The 21394-nt window shown below is 52.6% G+C and carries 12 protein-coding genes; 2 read left to right on the top strand and 10 right to left on the bottom strand.

The window, feature by feature from the left end:
- The first annotated feature begins 1075 nt into the window (after window positions 1-1075).
- Window positions 1076-4078 carry an EAL domain-containing protein gene (locus tag HBA55_RS32440; protein ID WP_166999903.1) on the top strand — a complete coding sequence of 1001 codons (3003 nt, stop codon included), beginning with the start codon at window positions 1076-1078 and terminating at the stop codon, window positions 4076-4078.
- A gap of 95 nt (window positions 4079-4173) precedes the next feature.
- Here the strand turns inward: HBA55_RS32440 and HBA55_RS32435 are convergent, their stop codons facing one another.
- From HBA55_RS32435 to HBA55_RS32405, 7 genes are all read right to left on the bottom strand, one after another.
- Entirely contained in the window at window positions 4174-6465 is a 2292-nt protein-coding gene (locus HBA55_RS32435) for a TonB-dependent receptor (RefSeq protein ID WP_166999902.1), read from the bottom strand.
- A gap of 215 nt (window positions 6466-6680) precedes the next feature.
- Entirely contained in the window at window positions 6681-7337 is a 657-nt protein-coding gene (locus tag HBA55_RS32430; protein WP_166999901.1) for a 3-oxoacid CoA-transferase subunit B, read from the bottom strand.
- 11 nt (window positions 7338-7348) lie between these two features.
- Entirely contained in the window at window positions 7349-8056 is a 708-nt protein-coding gene (locus HBA55_RS32425) for a CoA transferase subunit A (RefSeq protein WP_166999900.1), read from the bottom strand.
- Window positions 8057-8071: 15 nt separating this feature from the next.
- On the bottom strand, window positions 8072-10459 hold the full coding sequence (locus HBA55_RS32420) for an efflux RND transporter permease subunit (protein WP_166999899.1): 2388 nt from the start codon (window positions 10457-10459) through the stop codon (window positions 8072-8074).
- 27 nt (window positions 10460-10486) lie between these two features.
- Window positions 10487-11569 carry a WD40/YVTN/BNR-like repeat-containing protein gene (locus HBA55_RS32415; protein ID WP_166999898.1) on the bottom strand — a complete coding sequence of 361 codons (1083 nt, stop codon included), beginning with the start codon at window positions 11567-11569 and terminating at the stop codon, window positions 10487-10489.
- A 280-nt stretch (window positions 11570-11849) separates the two neighbouring features.
- Window positions 11850-13130: a DUF1329 domain-containing protein gene (locus tag HBA55_RS32410; protein WP_166999897.1), complete on the bottom strand. Its 1281-nt coding sequence runs from the start codon at window positions 13128-13130 to the stop codon at window positions 11850-11852.
- Window positions 13131-13147: 17 nt separating this feature from the next.
- A complete protein-coding gene (locus HBA55_RS32405; protein ID WP_166999896.1) occupies window positions 13148-14788 on the bottom strand; it encodes a DUF1302 family protein in 1641 nt (546 codons plus the stop codon).
- Between the two features lie 477 nt (window positions 14789-15265).
- Here HBA55_RS32405 and HBA55_RS32400 point away from each other — a divergent pair, with 477 nt between their 5' ends.
- Window positions 15266-17299: a sigma-54-dependent Fis family transcriptional regulator gene (locus HBA55_RS32400; protein WP_166999895.1), complete on the top strand. Its 2034-nt coding sequence runs from the start codon at window positions 15266-15268 to the stop codon at window positions 17297-17299.
- Window positions 17300-17313: 14 nt separating this feature from the next.
- Here HBA55_RS32400 and HBA55_RS32395 read toward each other — a convergent pair whose 3' ends face one another.
- From HBA55_RS32395 to HBA55_RS32385, 3 genes are all read right to left on the bottom strand, one after another.
- Window positions 17314-18219 (bottom strand): AraC family transcriptional regulator, encoded by a 906-nt coding sequence (locus tag HBA55_RS32395; protein ID WP_166999894.1) that lies wholly within the window; start codon window positions 18217-18219, stop codon window positions 17314-17316.
- Between the two features lie 235 nt (window positions 18220-18454).
- The gene (locus tag HBA55_RS32390) at window positions 18455-19495 is read right to left on the bottom strand and encodes an alpha/beta fold hydrolase (RefSeq protein ID WP_166999893.1); all 1041 of its coding nucleotides are present in this window, start codon (window positions 19493-19495) and stop codon (window positions 18455-18457) included.
- 10 nt (window positions 19496-19505) lie between these two features.
- Complete coding sequence (locus HBA55_RS32385; protein WP_206020089.1) at window positions 19506-21134, bottom strand: flavin-containing monooxygenase; 1629 nt, start codon at window positions 21132-21134, stop codon at window positions 19506-19508.
- Window positions 21135-21394: the final 260 nt, after the last annotated feature.

Below are 21394 nucleotides of genomic sequence, written 5' to 3'. Positions count from 1 at the left end.
AGGGGTCGATCAGGATAACGCCGTGTATTAATGTACGTATGTTATTTAATTGTTTTCTTTGTCAGTCAGGGCAGCCTTGAAAGGCTGTGTAATCCTCTAGTTTGGTAGGATCAAACAGGCCCACTATTTATCGAAGAGTGATCATATACACACTCAGCACAGTCAGGAGGTCGTGGTGTTTGACTGAAGTCTTGCGAAGGTCGGCAGATATTTCCGATCAGGTTAAAGAAGAAACCTGAAAGAAACCCGTTAGAAGCTTGTACCCTAATAACAAATCCGCAGTTCTAAAATGCTGGAGCAGCTGCAACGTCTGTTGGCTTTTTAACAAGCTGCGCGGTGCAACAAGTACGTGGGGTCTAGGTTGAGCCACTTCATGACGATCTGGGCCGAAATCTTGTTGGCGACGGTATTGATAACCTCGTCCGGTGCGTGCTGATGAAGCGAGACCATGGCTTCAGGTTTCGTTTTGATGCGATCACGGGATAAGTGAGTGAGTATTTTCTTAATCGGCCACAGATCACGCTGATCCGTTAATTCCAGAGTGATTTTAGCTCAATAAACCATCGAACTTCTCGTCTAACTCGACACAAGTCTCGCTCTACCCTATTGGACAGCTCCACGGCACCATCATGCAGATTCAGTGTTATCCAAACGAGGTTGTCAAACACCCTCGCGAGTTTGTACCGGATCGGGGCGCTAACCGAGGACTGGATGCCCAGCCCCCAACCAAATTTTTATTGTTCAGCGGCTCCATCAACCTAGCAGAGACGATCTTCTTGAACCAGGGTGAAGACGTTGAAGAAAATTCGCACTTAAAGAGAATTTTCTCAGGATGAATTCAATAAAAAGTAATACTTTCAATCACTTGTGATGCGCAGGCGAATTGTCGTTTAAAGCCGCGTCCAACGCCCAAAGCAGATTCCCCGACGGGACTGTCCATTCGCCAGATCATTCTTTAAGATAGTGCAATACCCGCTGCGAAAGAAGGATGATTTTCGTGATGGCTTATGGAATTTCTCAAAACACTCCCCTCCCTGGTCGTTCTCGCACCATCTCTTTGGGGAAATTGCTGACAGTGGTATTGCTGATTTGGGGGCTGTGCAGCGCGACCCAGGCCCCGGCGAAAGATCTATCATTGAGCCAACACGAGATCGCTTGGCTGGCGCAACACCCACAAGTCAGCGTCGCCTTTGATGGAAACTTCCCCCCCTACAGCTTTCGCAACGACGATGGCGAACTGGAAGGCTTTGCGGTGGATGTCTTTCGACTCTTGGAAGAACGCATTGGCATTAGCTTGAACGTTTATCCCGAGCAGGATTGGGAATCACTGTACAATGCGGCAAAGAACGCCTCCACCTCTGAGGCCGAAGATAATTTTGCGGGAAACGCGCCGCCCGATATCATTGCCACCATGGTCAAACGTGACGACCGTCATGCTTGGTTTGAGTTTACCGCCCCTTACATTTTTAAGTCCCTGGTCATTATCAATCGCCGTGAAGACCGGAGCATCCGGCAACGTCATGACATCGCCGGTAAAACCCTGGCACTGGTGAAAGACTATCAGTATGTCGATGCCGTGCTGAGCGAATTCCCCACAGTCCAGCCGCTGTACGTCGACACCATGCTCGATGCCCTGAACGCGGTGTCGGTAGGCGATGCTGATGCCGCCATCAGCTTTCTCGGCGCCGGCCACTATTATCGCAACAAATACCTGCTCACCAACCTCAAGTACGCGGCGGTCTACGACAAACAAAGCGCCAACGAGCGCATCGCGATCCGTAACAATGCCCCGGAACTGGCAGCAATCGTTCGCAAGGCCTTAAGAGCCATCCCCGAGGGCGAACTGCAGGCACTGCGTGCCAAATGGCTACCGGTGGACTATATGGAAACCCTCGTCGAGATTAACCTCTCGGCGGCAGAACGAGCCTGGATCAAACAACACCGGAATATTCGACTGGGCATTGACCCGGAGTTTGCCCCTTTTGAGTTTATGAGCAACGGGCAGTATCAGGGGATGGCCTCAGACTACATCAAGCTGCTGAACCAGCGCTTGAACCTGAACATGCAGGTTGTGCCCGATATCAGCTGGGAGGAGGCAACACAGAGAGCCCGAGAGGGTAGCATTGATGTGCTACCCGCGGTGGGACTGACCGCTGAACGGCAGCAATTTTTGCACTACACCGAGCCCTATTTGCAATTTCACCGGGTTATCGTCACTCGCACAGACGCCAGTTTTATCGCCAGATTAGAGGATATTGACCGTCGACCCATTGCGGTCCAGAGCCATTCCTCACACCACGGTTTTCTAATGGAGCACTCGCAAGTCCCACTCAAAATCTTCCCCTCCCAGCAAGAAGCATTACTTGCGGTGTCCGGTGGTCAAGTCGATGCGTTTGTCGGCAACGTCGCTTCCGTCACCTACTGGATTCGCAAGCTGAATCTCACCAATCTGAAAATTGCCGCGCCAGTGTCCAGTGATGTACAGAGTCTACACTTTGCGGTGCGTAAAGACTGGCCAGAACTGCGATCGATCTTGCAGAAGGGCCTCAACAGCATTTCGCCCCGGCAGCAAAAGCTGATCTCTGAGAAATGGCTGTCTGTGGACTACGACCCGGTGGTAGATTACCGCTTGCTGTGGCAATTGGCGATCGCCTTCTCGCTCCTGGTAGTCGCGGTCTTTATCTGGAACATGATGCTCAATCGCCAGGTTCGGTTACGCACGTCGCAGCTGGATTACACCGCCAATTACGATCGTCTCAGCGGCCTGCCCAATCGGGTACTGATTATGGACCGCCTGAAACAGGCCCTGAGCGATGCCAAACGCAATCGCAGCAAACTGGCGCTCCTGTCCATAGATATCAACGATTTTAAAAAGGTTAACGAGGGTTTCGACCACAAAACGGGCGATCAGCTGATTCAAGCCCTTTCACAACGATTGAAAGACACGCTGCGCGACAGCGACAGCATTGGCCACCTTGGTGCCGACCATTTTCTTGTGATCCAAAATCAATTCTCCCAAGCCGCCGATGCGGCGCTGCTGGCGGAAAAACTGTTAAGCGTTTTCGAGGAGAGTTATGTCATTAACGGCAACGACATCAACGTCTCGGCCGGTGCCGGTATTGCCATTTACCCCGATGACAGCAACAACCTGGAGGAATTACTGAAACACGCCAGCGCCGCCACCTATCATGCTAAGAACCGCTTGCAGGAAAGTTACGCCTTTTACACCAAGAACCTGATGCTAAACGTCTCTCGCGGTATCGAGCTGGATCGCCATATGCGAAACGCACTGGCGCGACAGGAGTTTGTGGTCTTCTACCAACCCAAAGTAGACGCCCAAAGCCGGAAGATTGTCAGTTTTGAAGCGCTGCTGCGCTGGTTTAATCCGGATCTCGGCCTGGTTTCCCCCGCAGAATTTATTCCCATCGCTGAAAAAAACGGCATCATCGAATCTCTGGGTTACTTTGTGATTGAACAGGCGTTGTCTCAACTATCGCAGTGGCAACAGCGCTTTGATCCGGAGCTGTCCATGGCCGTGAATCTGTCGCCTGTGCAATTTCTCGGGCACGACTTGGTCCCCCAGATCGAATCCGCGCTATTGAAAAACAGCCTTAGTGGTCGCAGCGTCGAATTTGAAATCACCGAAGGTGTATTGCTGGCCGACGCCCGAGGAGGCTATTCTCAAGCAGAACATCCCTCAGTGGAGCAACAATTAAACCAATTGGCGTCCCTGGGTATCTCCTTGTCGATGGACGACTTCGGTACTGGCTACTCATCGATGAGCTATCTGCGCAAGTACAAATTCGACCTGCTAAAAATAGATGGTGAGTTTATTCACGATCTGGTCAACGACGAATCCGACCAGAAACTGGTCTCTGCCACCATCGCCATGGCCCACGGACTGGGTATGAAGGTGGTCGCCGAGCGCATTGAAACCGAGCCCCAGAGAGCCTGGCTGGCCAGTGCCCGTTGCGATTATTTGCAGGGTTGGCTCTTCAGCAAAGCGGCCTCGGCAGAAGACATCACTCAATTACTGGTAGAAGAATTTCTCTCCAGTGCGGAGCTGACAGAGGGATAGAATTGATTGTGATGAAAGCGGGCTTCTAGGCCACGCCTATTTATTCAATATCGAAACGGCCCCCTAACTGAACTCGGTAGGGGGCCAATTACGCATCAGAAGCGGTACTTGCCTTCAATCGCCACAGTACGAGGACGCTTAACAAAACCGTACTCGGTGCCCGCCGGAGCCAAAGGTACCTTACCAGCGTAGGTCACGATCTCCTCGTCGGTCAGGTTCTTACCCACCAGCGCCACAGACCACTGATCAGCCGCTACCGCCAAACGGGCGTTGACGGTGGTATAGGCATCAATGTCGTTACGGGGGTCCAGGTTCGGATCGATGTTCTGATCGCTCAGGTACTGTGCGTCAATGGTGGACCGCAATTCCAGAGTGTCAGTCAGGGCGTAGACATGATCCAGAGACAGGTTCATGGTCTTCTTGGGTGTGTACTGACCGGACTTGCCAGTGTAATCGCAACCCTGGTTGCCGCTCAGCAGGATGTCACCGTCCGGGGTCTGACCGGCGTAGCAGTTGCCGTTTTTGAAGTCCTTGAACTCAAAGTCGAGGTAGGCAGCAGCGTAGCTTAAGGTCAGGCCTTCGGTCAGCAACCAGCGGCCATCGATCTCAATACCCTGAACGGTGGTGTCCTTGGCATTACCGACGTTGAAACCCAGAACCCCGTCAAACTGTGAGATCTGCAGATCTTCGTACTCGGTGTAGTAGTAGGCCACATTCAGCTCGGCGGCACCGTCGGCCAGGGTTGCCTTGGCACCGATTTCGTAGGTGGTCACCTTCTCTTCTTCAAACTCGAAAGACGCCACGTTGTTGGCACGAGCGCTGAAGCCACCTGCCTTAAAGCCGGTGGAGTAGCTGGCGTAGACCATAGTGTCCGGCGTTGCATCCCACTGGATATTCACAGATGGGGTAAAGGCGGATTCTGAGCGGTCTTCATCCAGGTCGTGACCGGTGCCCTGATTGGTTTCCACCCGCAGGGCGTTGTACGCTGCAACGGTCAGAGGCGTGACTTCGCCCCCGATGCTGGCGATATCCAGTGTGCGCTCGCCCTCTTTGTCTTCGCGGGTATAGCGGCCGCCGAAGGTTGCACGCACGGTATCAGTGATATTCCAGGTGGCCTGGGCAAACACCGCCCAGGTGTCGGAGGACTGCTCATAATTTCGAGGCGCCGAGGTGCCGGCCAGGCTCATAAACACAGGGTTACCGAAAGCGCCAGACAATGCGGCAGGCAGTACGCTGGTGGTACTGATCTGAATCTCATCACTGAACTCTTGGTCATTGGTCTGGTAGAAAGCACCGGCAATCCAGTCCACGGTTTCACCACCGGGCGAGGTCAGGCGAATTTCCTGGCTGAACTGGGAGTATTCTTCTTCCAGCGGCAGAACAAACATTTCGGCGGGGCTGTAGTCACAGTCACAGTTGTCTTCAAACTCGTAGGCCACGTATCCGCTGACCAGAGTCAGGGTATTTTCACCCAGCTCCCAATCGACGGTCAGGGTGTAGTTTTCCAGTTCATTTTCGCTGTAGTCGTTACCGTCCGCCTGACGGTTGTAGTCCAGTGCAGGATCGAAGGCAGGCTGCCCCAACAGGGTGTTCAGGCGCGCGCTGTAGTTGGTTTCGTCTTCAATAATCTCAATCTGGCGGCCTTTGATATCAAAGGTATCGCGCTCGGCCTTGAAGGTGACCGTTAAGTCAGGGCTGGCATCCCAAACCAGAGTGGCGCGAATCGCCTGCTCATCGCGGTTGGGCTCGTCGCTGCCTGTGTAGGTGTTTTTGATATAGCCATCTTCGTCATAGCTGCGATAAGCGATACGACCGGCGAGGTTATCGGTCAGCGGACCGGACAGAATGGCGGTCACTTCGCGCATATTGATATCCGGCTCGTAGGCACCGGAGATTTCCGCTTCAAACTCCTGGGTGGGCTTGGCAGTGGTCATGTTCAGAGCACCGGCGACGCTGTTCTTGCCGAACAGGATACTCTGTGGGCCACGCAGGGCCTCCACACGCTCAAGGTCAAGGAAGGGTGCACGAATCAGCTGGGCACGGCCGTAGTAGATACCATCAACGTATTGGCCGACGGACTGTTCAAAACCCTGGTCGTTACCGGAACCAATGCCGCGAATTCGCAGCTGTGTGCTGATGCCGGTTTCAGTCATGTGCAGATTGGGAACGTAGGCCGTCAGATCCGCGACCTTCTCTATGCCGGCATCCGCCAGCTTTTCTCCGCCCAGGGCGCTTACGGAGATGGGAACGTCCTGCAGGCTCTCGGCTCGCTTTTGTGCGGTAACTACGATTTCTTCCAGGGTATGCTGGGCCTGCACCCATGTAGGTTGAATCAGCAGGGATGCCATGGCAGTGGCAAGGGTACTCTTTAATAGCTTGTTGCTCATGGAAATGATCTCTCGTACATCAAGTTTATGTGTCAAGGTCGTTATTGTGTGGCTATAGGACCCGGAGTGCTCACGCGTTGGATAACACTCAAGCGAAGACGCAACGAGTGGCGAGAGAGGGACAAAAAAAGTGACTAAATTGAGTGAAAATGTTCGACCGCTTGGTCAAAAAAGCAAAGCAGAGAGGAATAAGGGAGAACGGCCCTTTCTCCCAATCAATAGGGTACACTGATTAAATGGGTGCTGACCACAAAGTCAGCTTCTGTCTTGTCGGTGATTTCTTGCAAACTGACCCCAGGAGCCAGCTCAATCAACTCGGCCTGCTGCTGCCGAAACTCAAACACCCCAAGGGTAGTAATCAGCAGGTTGATCACACCGGCACCGGTTAAGGGTAAATTACAGGTCTGAACGAATTTGGGACTGCCATCTTTGGCATTGTGGTCCATGAGAACCACCACCTTTTTTACCCCGGCAACCAGATCCATTGCACCGCCCATACCCCTAACCATTTTACCTGGGATCACCCAATTGGCCAGATCCCCGCTCTGAGAGACCAACATGGCCCCCAAAATCGCGACATCAATATGCCCGCCTCGAATCATCGCGAAACTGTCCACACTGGAAAAGTAACTGGCCTTTGGAGACTCGGTGATGGTTTGCTTGCCAGCGTCAATCAGATCCGCGTCCACCTGGTCGGGGTACGGGAAAGGCCCCACACCCAGCATGCCGTTCTCACTTTCCAATGTCACATCTATGTGTTTCGGAATATAGTTGACCACCCGGGTGGGGATGCCAATACCCAGATTCACATAGAATCCATCCTGCAGTTCTCGAGCGGCCCGCTGAGCCAATTCATTTCTGGACCAGGGCATAGTCTCTGTCCTCAAGGGTCTGGAAAATTCCGTGTGGTGATGAATTCAATCGGTTTGTGATTGCTTCTGCCTTCGATAATGCGGTCAATATAGATACCCGGCGTGTGGATGCCATCGGGTTCCAACTCCCCAATGGAGACAACCTCTTCCACCTCCGCCACCGTGACGTTACCGGCTGTAGCCATAACGGGATTAAAGTTGCGGGCCGTTTTTCGATACACCAGATTACCTTCCAGGTCCGCTTTCCAGGCCTTCACCAGAGACAGGTCGGCTTTGAGCGCGCTCTCCAGTATGTAGGTTTCTCCGTCAAAGACCTTGTGTTCTTTACCGTCGGCGATCACCGTGCCTACCCCCGTTTTGGTATAGAACGCGGCGATACCGGCACCGCCAGCGCGACACCGTTCGGCCAGAGTTCCCTGGGGACTGAATTCTATTTCCAGTTCCCCGTTAAGGTATTGCTGTTCAAAGATTTTGTTTTCACCCACATAGGAACAGATCATTTTTTTGATTTGTCGCCTGCGCAGCAATATTCCCAAACCAACGTCATCGACCCCACAGTTATTGGCAATGACTGTGAGGTCACAGACCCCGGATACAAACAAGGCGTTGATCAGATTCTCCTGAATGCCGCAGAGGCCAAAACCTCCGGCCATGATGGTCATCCCATCAAACAGAAGGTCTTTTAGGGCAACATGCTCATCGTCCCGAAATTTGTACATACGACTTAGCCAAGGTTAAGCCATTGCACCAGCAATCAGCTCTGGGCTCTCCCCCGTGGACCGCCGCCGTTGCGTGTTGCCGAATATGAATGTAGGTTTAAAGATATAGGCCAATGCCGGCATTAAGAACAAGGCACTGAGTGCCGATACCGTTAGCCACAGGCCAATCAACATCCCCATTTCCGCCTGAAAACGAAGCGAAGAGAATAACCATACATACACGCTGGCAATCAGTACCAAGGCTGTAACCAACACACCGCGGCCCGCGCAATGCAGGGAGATGGAGATTGCCTCCAGCGGGGATTTACCCAATTGGTGCTCGCTCTTGATGCGGTCGCAGATGTACAGGGCATAGTCAACACCCAAGCCGATACCCAAAGCGGCGACCGGCACCGTATTGATGTTCATGCCAATGTTTTGCCAGGCCATAAACGCAAAGGTCACGAGATTGGACAATACCACAGGCACCATAAAAAACATGCCCGCGATACTGGAGCGATACACCACAATGCACATGATCACCAGGATAAACAGCGCGAGAGCGATGGACTGAATCTGACCGGACAGGATCACCTCATTCACGGCGGCAATAACCCCAATCACACCGCCGGCCAAATGAATCTTCGCTTGCTGGACCTCTGGATTCTCTTCAATAAACTGATTAATCCGGGCTATCGCGGTACGAATGGTTTTGCCCTGGCGATCACCGAAGAACAATGTCACCGCCGCGTTGCTGCGGTCCACATCCACAAATCGGTCCAGATCCCCTGGTTCGGCGGCGTTCTCAAACATATACATCAGTTCGCCGTTGACCAGGCTGTTTTCACCCAGTTCCGAATAGCGGGAGTTACCCTCGCGAAGCGTCATATTCACGGCCGGTAAGATATCGGCGATAGACAACGTGCCTCCGATTTCCTTTTGAGCTTCCATATAGCGCTGGAACCGCAGCATGGTATCCAGTACTTCCACATCCTTTGCCTGGTTACTGCGTTCACCGCCCACCACCACAAACATACGATCCGCTCCAGGAAATTGTCGGTTGATGGCCGCCGAATCCTGATTGTAACGAGCATCGGTCCACAGAATGGGAGAGCCGGGGTTGGCGTCACCCACTTTCAATTGCAAGGAGTAGTACCCGCACACCAGGAACAGCAAAACCGCAACACCCACAACCAGGTAACGTACTCGAGTGGCGACAACGCTGACGCAAATATTGAGGAAAGGTCGAATCAGCAGTAAATCCAAATTCAACCCATGCGCATAGGATCTCGGCTTTTTAATCCACGACAACATCACCGGCGTCAGGATTACCGAGCTGACTGCCACGGTGGAGACCCAGACCACCGCGAGCACCACCAGTTTTTGCAGCAGCGGAATAGGACTGATTGCCACCACCGCCACGCAACCGGCATCGGTGGCGATTCCCAATAGTCCGGGCCGGAGAAGACCCGCCAGGGTTCTGCGTGCAGCCACCTTCGAACACACCTTCCGCTGCCCATCGAATTTATCGATTTCTTCGTGGAAACGGGTAATCATCTGTACCGAGTGTGAAACGGCCCGGGCCGTAATCAGCATGGCGATTACCACCACCAGCGGATCGAAGTGAATACCGCACATTTTAGCCACACCCAGTGCCCAAATGGCGCTGATGGCACCGGATATTAACGGCAGCAGCGTCCCCCTCCAGGTTCTGTTCATCACAAACAGAAGGAGAAGAAAGATGGCGAGTGCAGCCAGGACCAGATTGACCGTTTCCGGCAAGAAGTGATTCACCCAACCGTAAAGGATCGGATTACCCACCAGTCGAATCTCAACCGAGTCGTCTTGCACCTGTTCAATCAGGTTATAAGCCTGTTCATAGGCCAGGTTGTAATCCAGCAGATCATCAAAGAAATCCACAGTCACCAGAGTAGACGTCAAATCTTCCGAGACGTAGGGGCCATAGACGAGGGGGTTGCGCAATACCGCTTGTTTCAGCGCCTCAATTTCTTCGGCATTTTTGGGCAAGTTCGGCCACATATAGGGGCGGCTTTCGATACCTTCCGTGGAGGCTCGCACTTCCTTGAGTTTCTTCCCTGCGATGGAGTAGATCTGAAACTCATTGATGGCATCGATTTTCAGCAGGCCCTGAGTGATTTTCTGGATTTTCTCCAGCACCGGCATCTGAAAGATGTCGCCCTCTTTGGCCTCAATCATAAAGGTAACGATATTGGTGCCGCCGAAGGTCTGTTTAAACCGCTCGTGGGTTTGTATGTAGGGGTGGGACGCTGGCTGTAAATCCTCAAATACCGTCTTGACCTCAATACGCTGGGCAAAGAATGACATCATGGCGGTAACCGCCAGCACCAATGTTAACGCAATTTTTCTATACCTCACGCAGAGGCGTGCAAATTTGACTATCATCGTGGAAACCTTTGTGGAATTTGCTGTTTATTGGCGGTCATTGCCCAAGGTTGTAAATTCGTCGGTCTTGAAGTCCAAGTAGCCGACGTTGGCACCCACCGCGATCATCCCCCCTTGCACCAGCGCCAGCTCCGTATGGGAAGACAAATCGGTTTTCGACAAATTCCCCGCCTCATACGCATTCAATTCACTGGAAAAGGTCATCCACTTACCCTTGTTACCCACCGAAATCCATCGGTTGATATCACCCGACCACTGCACGTCCATCAAATGTTCTGTGTTACCTGAGTCTTTACTTTCGGTTAACCGCCAGGATTGACCCGCATCGGTGGTGGTTAATATGACGCCGTCAAGACCGACGATGACACCGTGTTGCCGCGTACGGAAATCGATGGCCGTCAAACTGCTCTGGCTATCGGTGTCAAAATCCTGCCAGGTTTTGCCGTTATCGTCGCTACGGAACATGCGGCCGTATTCACCCACCACGAATATCCGACGGTCGCCCAACTTGATCAGGTCATTCATGATGATGTCTTCTTCTTCGCGCATTCGCCTCCAGGTTTTGCCGTAGTCTGTGGTACTAAGAATCATCCCCACTTCACCTACGGCCCAGGCTTCCCCGCCCTCATAGGCGTGCACGCGAATCAATTTGTTGGCGATCTCCGACTTGGGCACCTCGATCTCAGACCAGCTATTGCCACCGTCCTCGGTCACCAACACAATCCCACCATTGCCAACGGCAACCGCCCGCTGGCTATCCCAGGCGGAGATATCCTGAAGATGTTTACGGGTATCCGTGATCTGACGAACCCAGCTACTCCCGCCATCATCTGAACGAAGTATTTTCCCGTAGTTGCCAGCCAGCCAGATTAAGTCCGTCGCTATCGTCGATACGCCATAGATCTTGTCTCTTTTATCAATCGGTGGAGGCACAACCGTCTCCACCTGTGCGCTGGGTTTGACGAAAATGCCGGCCCACAGCAGCCCGGCCACAATGCTCCAGGGCACGAATGACAAAAGTAGTGATGTTGCTTTTTTACCTGTCGATTTATGGTTGCTCAGATGTTCCGACACCAAAACATCATCAGGTGCTTTTTCCGCTATGCTCATATGTACCACCAACGCTCTCTTACTCGCTGCGTTTTTTGATTTGTGTTCACTATTTTCTGTTGAATGGCTTTTACTTAGGTCAAAGCCCAATCTTTGTCGCGGTCTGAGCCCGCTGCTACGGATGGGGAGCGATGCGTAGCAACCCGCTCTGAGCGGCGACAGGTTTCGGAAGCTTCATTCAGTCAATGTTCTCCCTAAAAAGAGCTGCCAGAGAAACGTGCAGAGACTTCTGGCAGCTGTGAACCATAGAAGGAGAGGACCTATGGAAAACCGTTGTCAGTTAGCGGGCAATTTTGACCAACTGTTTGAGCGTGACATCGTCAGCTTCAACCCCTTTTGGATTCGACTTCATGTTTGAAGACCAAGTGGTCGAGAAGTTAGCCTTGTAGTCAATAACATGACCCACTACCGGCATCACCGCCTTGTAACCGTCCTCACCAACATCCGGACGGTTTTGGAAGATAAAGAACTTCCAGAATTTGCCGTTACGGTCGTAGGCTTCTCCCAGGTAGGGGCGCGGCCAATCCTTCTCCATATAGACAATCTTCTTGCTGTACGGATGACCATCGGGCGGAGTGCCTTCCACCACAAACACCTCGCGGGGCTCCCACTCGATATGCTTGGCCGGGTAGTAATAAGGCGCTTCGCTCAAACCGACGCTGGGAAACTCTTCCTTAGTGCCCTTTTTGGAAAGGTCGACGCTTACTTCAGGGCTGTGTGCGATGGCGAATACCCAGCGCTTGCCAATCAACTTGGTGGACTTGTATTTGGTCGGCACCGCGTCCCAGATGTCCCAGTCGTCGTAGAGTTGTACCGTACCCCCAATTGGGTCCATCCAGGCGCTACCGGTCAGGCGACGTGCGCGACGCACGGATTTCAGATACGCCCAGGTATCGTCCGGCTTGGCGGCACTGGGGTCGTTGTAGCGAACCGAATAGGTGCCGAGGCCTTTAATGTCCTGGGGGCTGGTGGCCACGAGAATGGTCTTTTGCATGACGCTGCCATCGCCCTCTTGTACTGGACCGCCATCCAGGCGACCTTCCATATAATAGCGCCGAGACCACCAACGCTGAATGCGCTCGACGCCTTTGTTGCCGTCGATAAACACAAAAGAAATATTGCGCAAATCCATGGTGGCGCCGTAGGTGGGCCCGCGCAGGTTCCAGATGATTTTGTCGCCCGCATGGGGGTCGTTAACGTCGATGTCCTGGGGATCAAAGAACATGCCGGCGGTCCAACCCGAAACCTGGCGGGTCGTGGGATCAAACTTGACTTTGCCCTTACCCTCCTGGGTTGCCTGCATGTATTTTTCGTCCATCTCGATTTTCTCCGAGTGGCGAATCTTCATGGTCAGTTCGCGTTCGCGAATCATCCATTCCAGACGCTCCGGAATCATATCGCCGACACGCTTGCCTTCGAACAACTTGTCTTTAACGTCATCGAAGTTGGCTTTGCTGATTACAGTGCCGGCGGCCAGCTCCTCGGCTGACTGTGCAGCGCTGACACCGCCTAAGAACAGCCCCAGGGAAACTACGGATGACACCAATAATTGCTTATACATATTCTGTTCCTCGCAAATTAGAATTGTCTGGTGAGCTTGAAGACCAACTGATTATCATCTGCAAACCAGTCAAACAGTGACGCGCTGTTTTCGTTAACGCCTAACGGGTTCAAGTGCGCGCCGTTAGCGGCCGTGGCCGAGGGTTTCTTCTTGTCACCATCGTTCCACCACAAATCGGCTTCCACTTTAAAGCGCCACTTATCGCCGATCACAAACTCAACTGCCGGGATAGCAAAACCACCACCGTTGCTCAAGTCCGCTCCGACCACAAAGGAGGGGTTGATGGTATCGCGCTTAAAGTTCAGCAGCGTAAACAGAGTCAGATACGTGGTGTGTTCCTTCTTCCTGGCGCCGAAGGAGGCGAACTCCACAATCTCATCATCCTCGTCGTAACCGGTAATCCAGGTATCAAACAGTTGAATGCTGGAGAGCGAAGGTCGGTTGGTGCCAAGCAGATTCATCAACTTCAATTCCTTGTCGAGACGCAACATGGTCACCACCGTATCTTTCTCCTTGATACCGCCCCACCCGGGCAGTGACGACTGTAGCTGACCATAATTAAAGGGTTTGTTGGGGATATAGGCGATCTCAGCACTCAAGGTTGAATCCATGGATGCGGAGTAACCATTGATGGTGAATCCAAAGACATCAATTTCCGGGTAGATCCAGTCGCCCAACACCTGATTGTCCGGCTCTTCACCCCAGGGTGCCGACGCGGTAACACCAAACAGACCGGATATGGCCGTGCTGGAGGTGGGATTCATCATCGGTTGCGGATTAAAGGTTTTGAGATACGCCAGTGAATAGCCGATAGATCCGGCGATACCGTTCCAGCGGATACCATAGGTTTCATCATCCCAATCACCACTCTTGTGGCCGGTCTGGTAGGCGTTGGTAAATGCGGTAAAGTCCACACCGCGATAGGGATGCGGAATCCAGCGACCGCCTTCAATGTTGTAGTTGCTGCCCATATCCTCATCGCGATCCCAACCTGGGCGCACATAAAAATTGAGGTTACCGTTCAATGCCGGTACGTCTAAATTAAAATTGGCGAGAATGAGCGGCTTGCGCCACTCCTCGTTGTTTTCGAAAAACAGCCGCCAGCGATAATCAAACCCGTGAACCAGATCCAACGCCTGGAAGAAATCACTCTCGCCCCACACCAACTGCTGTTTACCCAGCCGCACGTCCAAGCGATCAAACAGCGTAAAATCCACATAGAATTCACGCAGGAAATCCTCAAGGTCGTCGGTGTCGTATTGGTCCATGTAGTCTTGGGTGCTGGTATTGCCTCCCGGCGATTGAAGCCGGGTTAAGGCTTCGAGATCGTCCAGGTAATCCGTCTGCATCTCCTTATCCAGACGACCGACGGCCTTCCAGACCAAGGGACCGGTATAGACATCGAGATCCAGATACAGCGACCCCCTGGCCATGGATATCTCGCCCTTGTCATCGGATCGTGTTTCGTCGTGATCCTCAAGGCTGACACCCACAGTGGTTCGGAGATAGCCACTCAGGTTCATGCTGAAATTACTGATCTCGTCAATCTCGATGCCATAGTCTCCGGGGCTGGCCGAGACCGATTCAGCAAACGCCGTACCGCCCAGGCATATCCAGAAGCCTGTCCTTCGTATCCATTGGCTACAATAATTTTTCATCTTTACACTCTCTCTTTTGTTATCGGTAAACCTGTGCTCTCAGAGTTTCGCAACAACTGTGCCAGACAGGGAAACCTTCTCATGGAACCTATAACTGGCTGATTTTTAATGGATTTAAAAAAGTAGAGAAAAAGCGGAGTGATCAGAACCGTCCGATAATCGAACGCTTTGGCCTCAGGATCGAACGACCCTGAATCGAACCCAGGTAAAAGCGGGAGTTAGCGAAAAGTAGATGGGAAACCACGTCTGTTGTGAACAAAGATGGCACCTGCTAACATGATTTTTGTTTATCGACAGCGGCTTATGAACGCGTGTTGGTAGATCGATGAAATAAGAGAGAGTCAAAATAACTATATAAAATACTCATAAAAATTGTGAACTTGTATAACTAAACAAAATTATGCCCGATGGATACTGTGTTCAGTTGATATCGTAAAAACGGGTATTGGGAATACAGGCAAGGAGAGGGTGACCACATTGAAAACCCACCGACCCCGACCATCAAATCAAGACCCCACTTTCTATAAACAGAAAGACATTGATCACGCATGGGATAAGTTTCTTTGCTCCGGCGGTGATGCTCATGACCTTCCAGTACGCGATCTTATTGTGAATTCCTGGGAGCGTTGCCTGACCCAAGGCGTCAATCCGGAACAGAAATCCGCTCCCCTGTTAGCGGCGGAGGGCGCCCTCTACACCTTACGCCAAAGAAATAATGTTTTGATGGAATGTGCTCGCCCCGTGCTTCAACAGGCAAAAATGTTTTTGCGGGACTTGGAAACCATTCTGTTTGTAACCGATTACCAAGGCGTCAACCTGGAGGTGGTTGGGGACCCAAGAACCATTGAAGATGCGCGGGGGATTGGCCTGGTACCGGGTGGCGGCTGGAAGGAAACCGTGTCCGGATCCAACGCGGTAGGCACGGCAATGGCCACTCGAAGACCCACACAGGTGCACGGCGAAGAGCACTACTGCCAGGGTTTTAAACCTTGGACCTGTACCGCTGGTATTATCTCCGACCCCTATGACCATCAGATGATCGGCGTGATTGATGTCTCGGGCTTGTCCAATATTTTTGATAAGTTTCATGTTCCGCTCATCGTTGCCTGGGCCAGTGAAATCCAGGCCGGCCTGGCTCAAAAAACCAGCGAAGAATGGCATTTGGTGCAGCAACATATCGTACAGCAACATTGGGGGGCGCTCCCCAACCGCCAGCCCAACCGAAAGCGCAGTTCCGGCAATCTTCTGTTGGACCGGCACGGCCGCTTGATCGATTGTTCTCAAAATGCCAGTTCCGTGCTTAACACGCTCGACATCGAGTACGACCCCATGGTTCGAAGCCGATTATCCCTGGAGCGATTTGGTGGAGCGCAGATCCCCTATCCTCATGATGACGGGCTTTGGATCTCGGACGATTGGGTTGAACCCATTCACTACGGAGACCAGATTATCGGCTTCCAGATCCACGTACCCCCTCAACAACGCAGGACTCGACAGGCGCCCGTAAAACCTGAAGTCACACCTTCAACGCTCCGACCTAACGCTGATCCGTTCCGGGAAATCTGCGGCACCAGCGCCTCGTTCAAAGCCAGCACTGACAAAGCCCGTAAAGCCGCCGTTACACCCTTACCAGTTCTGATCCTGGGTGAAACCGGCGTCGGCAAAGAAGTGTTTGCCCGGGCCATTCACGAAACCAGCCACTACGCCGACGGCCCCTTTATTGACCTCAATTGCGGCGCCTTCACCAAGGACCTCTTGAACGGCGAATTGTTCGGCCATGTAGAGGGCGCTTTCACGGGCGCCAAAAAAGGCGGCATGATGGGAAAAATCGAGGCCGCCAACGGAGGCACATTGTTTCTCGATGAAATCGGTGAAATGCCGCTGGAGCTGCAACCCATTTTCCTGCGTGTCCTGCAGGAACGAAAGATTTACCGCGTAGGCGATGTTAAGCCCATCCCTGTCCAGTTCCGGCTGATATCGGCGACCAACAGCGATTTGAGAAAAGACGTTGCCGAAGGACGGTTCCGCAAAGATTTGTTCTTCCGGTTATCCACCGTGTCCATTGGCCTCGATCCGTTGTCTAGCCGTAAAGAGGATATCGAGAGCATCGCCCGGCTGGTACTGGAGAGAACCCAGGCCTCCAATTCAATCGCCCCAAGAACCTTTTCGCCCGCTCTGTTAGCGGCTCTCAAAAACAGGGAGTGGCCCGGTAATATTCGCGAACTCGTCAACGTTGTTGAATGCATGTGTTTTATGTCGCAAAACGAAACCCTTAGCGTCGATGATTTGCCCGATGGCTACCAACCCGGCGAAGACATTCTGACGACTGACTGCCAGCCAAACCATACCGCACACATGCCCTACAGTCTCGATACCGCTGAACAACAAGCCATTGAAGCCGCGATTCAACAATGCGGTGGAAATATGACTCAAACGGCGAAAACCCTCGGCATCGCCAAGAGCACTCTGTATCAGAAAATGAAAAAATACGGGCTGGAAAATCACCGTTAACACTTGCACGCAAATCAGCGCGCCCGCCTCAACTGACCCGGCGTCGCTCCCAGCTTGGCTCGCAATACGCGAGTCAAATGCGCCTGATCCGAAAAGCCGCAGTCGAAGGCGATCTCCTTGATCGCCAGTGTTCCTTCCACCAGCATGTTTTGAGCTTTCTCAACCCTGAGCGACGTTACATAAGCGTGAGGCGAGCAGTTGAAAGACTCGGAGAACTTTCGGGAAAACGTCCAATCCCCCAACCCGACGACTCGCGATAGGTCTTCTATCCGGATCGTCTCCTGAATATGGCAATGAATGTAATCGGTCAAGCGACGTTTCTGAGCAGGCGTAAACCCTCCCACCGATTCACGCCTCTTGAAGGTGACGTTGGCATAGTGTCTCAGCAGGTGGACCGCGAGCTGCATGCCCAATGATTCAGCATAGAGTGCCCCACCCAGGCCGGCATCTCTGGCCTCGTTGAGGATTGCATCCACAATCATTGAAAGCACGGGGTCCTGCATTTGCAATAAATCGTGCAACAAGACCTCCTCGATCGGTCGATCCAGTGCGTCACCGGCCACCCGAGACATCAGCTCGCTGGAGAGGTACACATGATCCACATCGATTTCCTGAGTCCAGTGCCAGTGAGAGTCCGTCATGCTGGTCAGTAAAGACAAGTCACCCGACGAACAGACCTTTTTGCTCCATCGGCCGTCGAAGCAACGTTGCATGGGGGTATGCGCCTTGCGATAGCGCACAATCATATAGTGGTCGATGGGTGGAATCGGCACGTCCTGCCCCTGATAACGGTAAGACCTCTGAGCAATGCCCTTCCATCCCAGCGAGTCACTGCTACTGAGCAGTTTACCGGGTACCCAGTGTGGGAGTTCTTGTGGTGTTATTGTCGTATTTGCAGGTGTATTTATTGAGTGTGCCATGTGCATAAACTCGCGTTGATCGGGTACGGGACTTAACGCAAGGCCTATGCCAAACCGGATAACAGCTCCAAGTGGTTGATTTGTTGGAAAGTTTTGTAGAAGGCGGAAACGGCACCGTATCGTCGGGCGTCCGATAATCAAATGATTCGACTGAACATCGTACGCTTGACGGGCAGGTCAAAAAGAGGGGGCGGGCAGCGCCCTGCCGTCGCGCCCTTGCCCCCGAAAGTATTGGCTAGTGCTGTAACAACTCAAACAGGCACTGATCCAACTGCTCCAGCATCACAGAATCGGTACCAAACAACCCCAGATGCCCATCAATGGACTGCAGCGGACAAAACTCGCTATTGGGAATCAGATTGTGCTCGACCACCGCATCCGTCGGCGGGAAGAACATGTCATGACTGATTGGCATAACACACACTTTGGCTTTGATTCGACCCAATGCCGCTGCCAGGTCACCGCCAGTATGGCGACTGACGTCCGCCCTCTGCCATTTCCACATCATGCGCAGCAAATTGTTCGGGTCCATCGGAGCGAAATACCCCGTCATAAACTCGTCGACAAACGTACGCATGGAGTCGAAACCCAGTGCATGGTGTCGGTTGGCCGCAAAGAACTCCGTACTCCACCCCATCACCGTCCAGAGCTTTGCATGGCGTTTCAATCCATCGGCTACAAGATCCGACGAGGCATAGCGCCCGTGATTGAAATTGGGGTCCGTGAGAATCGCTTCAGCCAGGGTTTCCGCGAAGATAAAATCATGCTCAGTGTTTTTCGCCGTGCCTGCGATGGGTGCAACACGTTTAACAAAGCTCGGATACCGAACCGCCCACTCGTAAGTTTGTTGAGCGCCCATGGAACCGCCGACCACCAGTGCCAGGCTGTCAATGCCGAAGTGCTCGGTCAGTAGACGGTGCTGAGCCCGGACATCATCACTGATACGCACCAGCGGAAAGTTCGGTCCTTGCAATCCCTCCCCCGCGTTGCTGGGGGAGGTGGATAACCCGTTGCCGATCTGGTTAACAATAATGATGAAGTACTTCTCCGGATCCAGTGCACGGCCTGCGCCGATATAAACCTCCTCCATGACCTTGCTGGTGCCGGAGTACCAGGTTGGGATCAGGATGGCATTATCCTTCGCATCATTCAGTGTTCCAAACAGGGAGACGGCCAGTTTGCAGTTGGGGATTCTGCCACCCTCTTCCAGCTCCAGATCGCCAACATCGATCAATTCATACGGGCCGTGATGTTCCTGGGAGTAATAGTGACTCATCACAATCACCTCATGTCATCTCGAAGCCGGGATACCCTTTTGCCGCCACATCGTCACACTGTTTGTGGTAATTCCCCACTCCACCAATATACGAGATCAAGCGACGGGGTTTACCCTCTACATTCGAGCCCATATACCAGGAGTCGGTTTTCACCACCAGGGTTTTGGAGGCAACTTCGTCGTGATGCTCTACCCATTGGGTTTCGGTTTCCTTCGACACCTCGACCACTTTTTTGCCCTGTTGATTGGCGTATGCAATGCAATTGGTAATCCAGTCTACCTGGTACTGCAAGCAGGTGGTCATGTTGCACAGTGCAGCGGAAGGCGCCAGTGGCGCGCCGGTGGCAAACAGATTGGGATAACCGTGAATCTGCATACCCATGGCGGTGGTAATTTCCTGCTGCCATTGTTGCTTGAGTGAACGGTTGTCACGACCACGGAAGTCAATTCGGCTCAAGGCGCCCGACCCGGCATCAAAACCCACGGCCAAGATAATCACGTCCACCTCATGGACTTTGCCGTCCGCTGTCTTAATCCCTTCGGCAACGATCTCTTCTATGGGTGCCGATTTACAGTCAACCGCCTCAACATTATCCTGCAGATACACTTCCAGATACTTGTTTTCCAGCGGGACACGGTGAGTACCAAAACCGTAATCATCCTGGCTTGGAATCAACAGGTTGCAAAGGTGCGCATCATTACCCAGTCGACTGCGCATCTTGCCGCGAATAAATTCTGAAACCTCTTCACTGATCTCTTCGTCGAAAAAGATCTCCGGGAAGGACCCTAGCCACAGAGACAGAGAGCCATCGTCCCAGCGTCTCTCCAACAATTCCAGTCGCTCTGCATCAGAACAATCCGACCAGGCTTTTTCATGGAAATCATAATCAAAACCAGCAAAGGTTTGCTTCACCTTGGCTTTCAGTTCATTGAAACGGTTACACCAACCGGCCCAGTCCTGCTCACTGTATTTCGGGTTACGCATTGGGATGATGTACTGAGGTGTGCGAACAAACACTTTCATGGAGCCCACTTCAGGGGCAATGGTTTGAATCACCTGAATGCCGGTGGCGCCGGTACCGATAACAGCCACTTTCTTGCCCTTCAGATCAACATCTTCTTTTGGCCACAGACCGGTATGGTGTATCTCACCCTTGAAAGTTTTCTGTCCCGGAAAGCGGTTTTCCAGCGGCGCGGACAACATACCGCAACAAGCCACCAGATATTGCGTATTGATCTTTTCACCCGCATCCGTCGTGACGTTCCAGCGACCGCTGTCTTCGTCGTAGTGAGCGGACGCAATGCGAGTGCTGAATTGAATATCTTTCCTGAGATCCAGGTGATCGGCCACAAAATTCAACCATTCTTCGGTTTCAGGCTGCGCCGGGAAACGTTCGCTGGGTTTCCAGGAACAATACAGCTCTTCAGAAAACCAGTATTGATAAATTTCTACCTGAGAATCGAATCGTGCACCCGGGTACCGATTCCAATACCAGGTACCCCCAACACCGGTAGCCGTTTCGTAGGCGCGGACATTCAGGCCCATCTCCCGCAACCGATGTAATTGGTATAAACCGGCAACCCCTGCACCGATGACCATAGCGTCCAATACAGTGACGTCTTCAGATATAGGATTCATAACACTTCTCCGTTTTTTATGATCAGCCCGACTCTGGTCAGGGCATTAAATAAACTTGCGCTTAGGCCAGTCAGAGGCCAGCTGGCAGGCCCCGCACCTTTCCCGACCAAGAGATGAAGCACGAAGGAGCACTGCCAGCTGACAGTTCATAATGTAGGCTTGGGGCGTTGGATTTTCTTGAACAAAAACAGGGGATTTTTGTAAAAACAAGTGAATCGGGAGGGATGGGCGTGACTTTATCTTCCAGCGACAGAAATGTT

The organism is Pseudomaricurvus alkylphenolicus, assembly GCF_011683955.1.
GTDB lineage: Bacteria > Pseudomonadota > Gammaproteobacteria > Pseudomonadales > Cellvibrionaceae > Pseudomaricurvus > Pseudomaricurvus alkylphenolicus.
The sequence above is the reverse complement of the archived record's forward strand: the minus strand, read 5'-3'. Positions and strand labels throughout refer to the sequence as shown.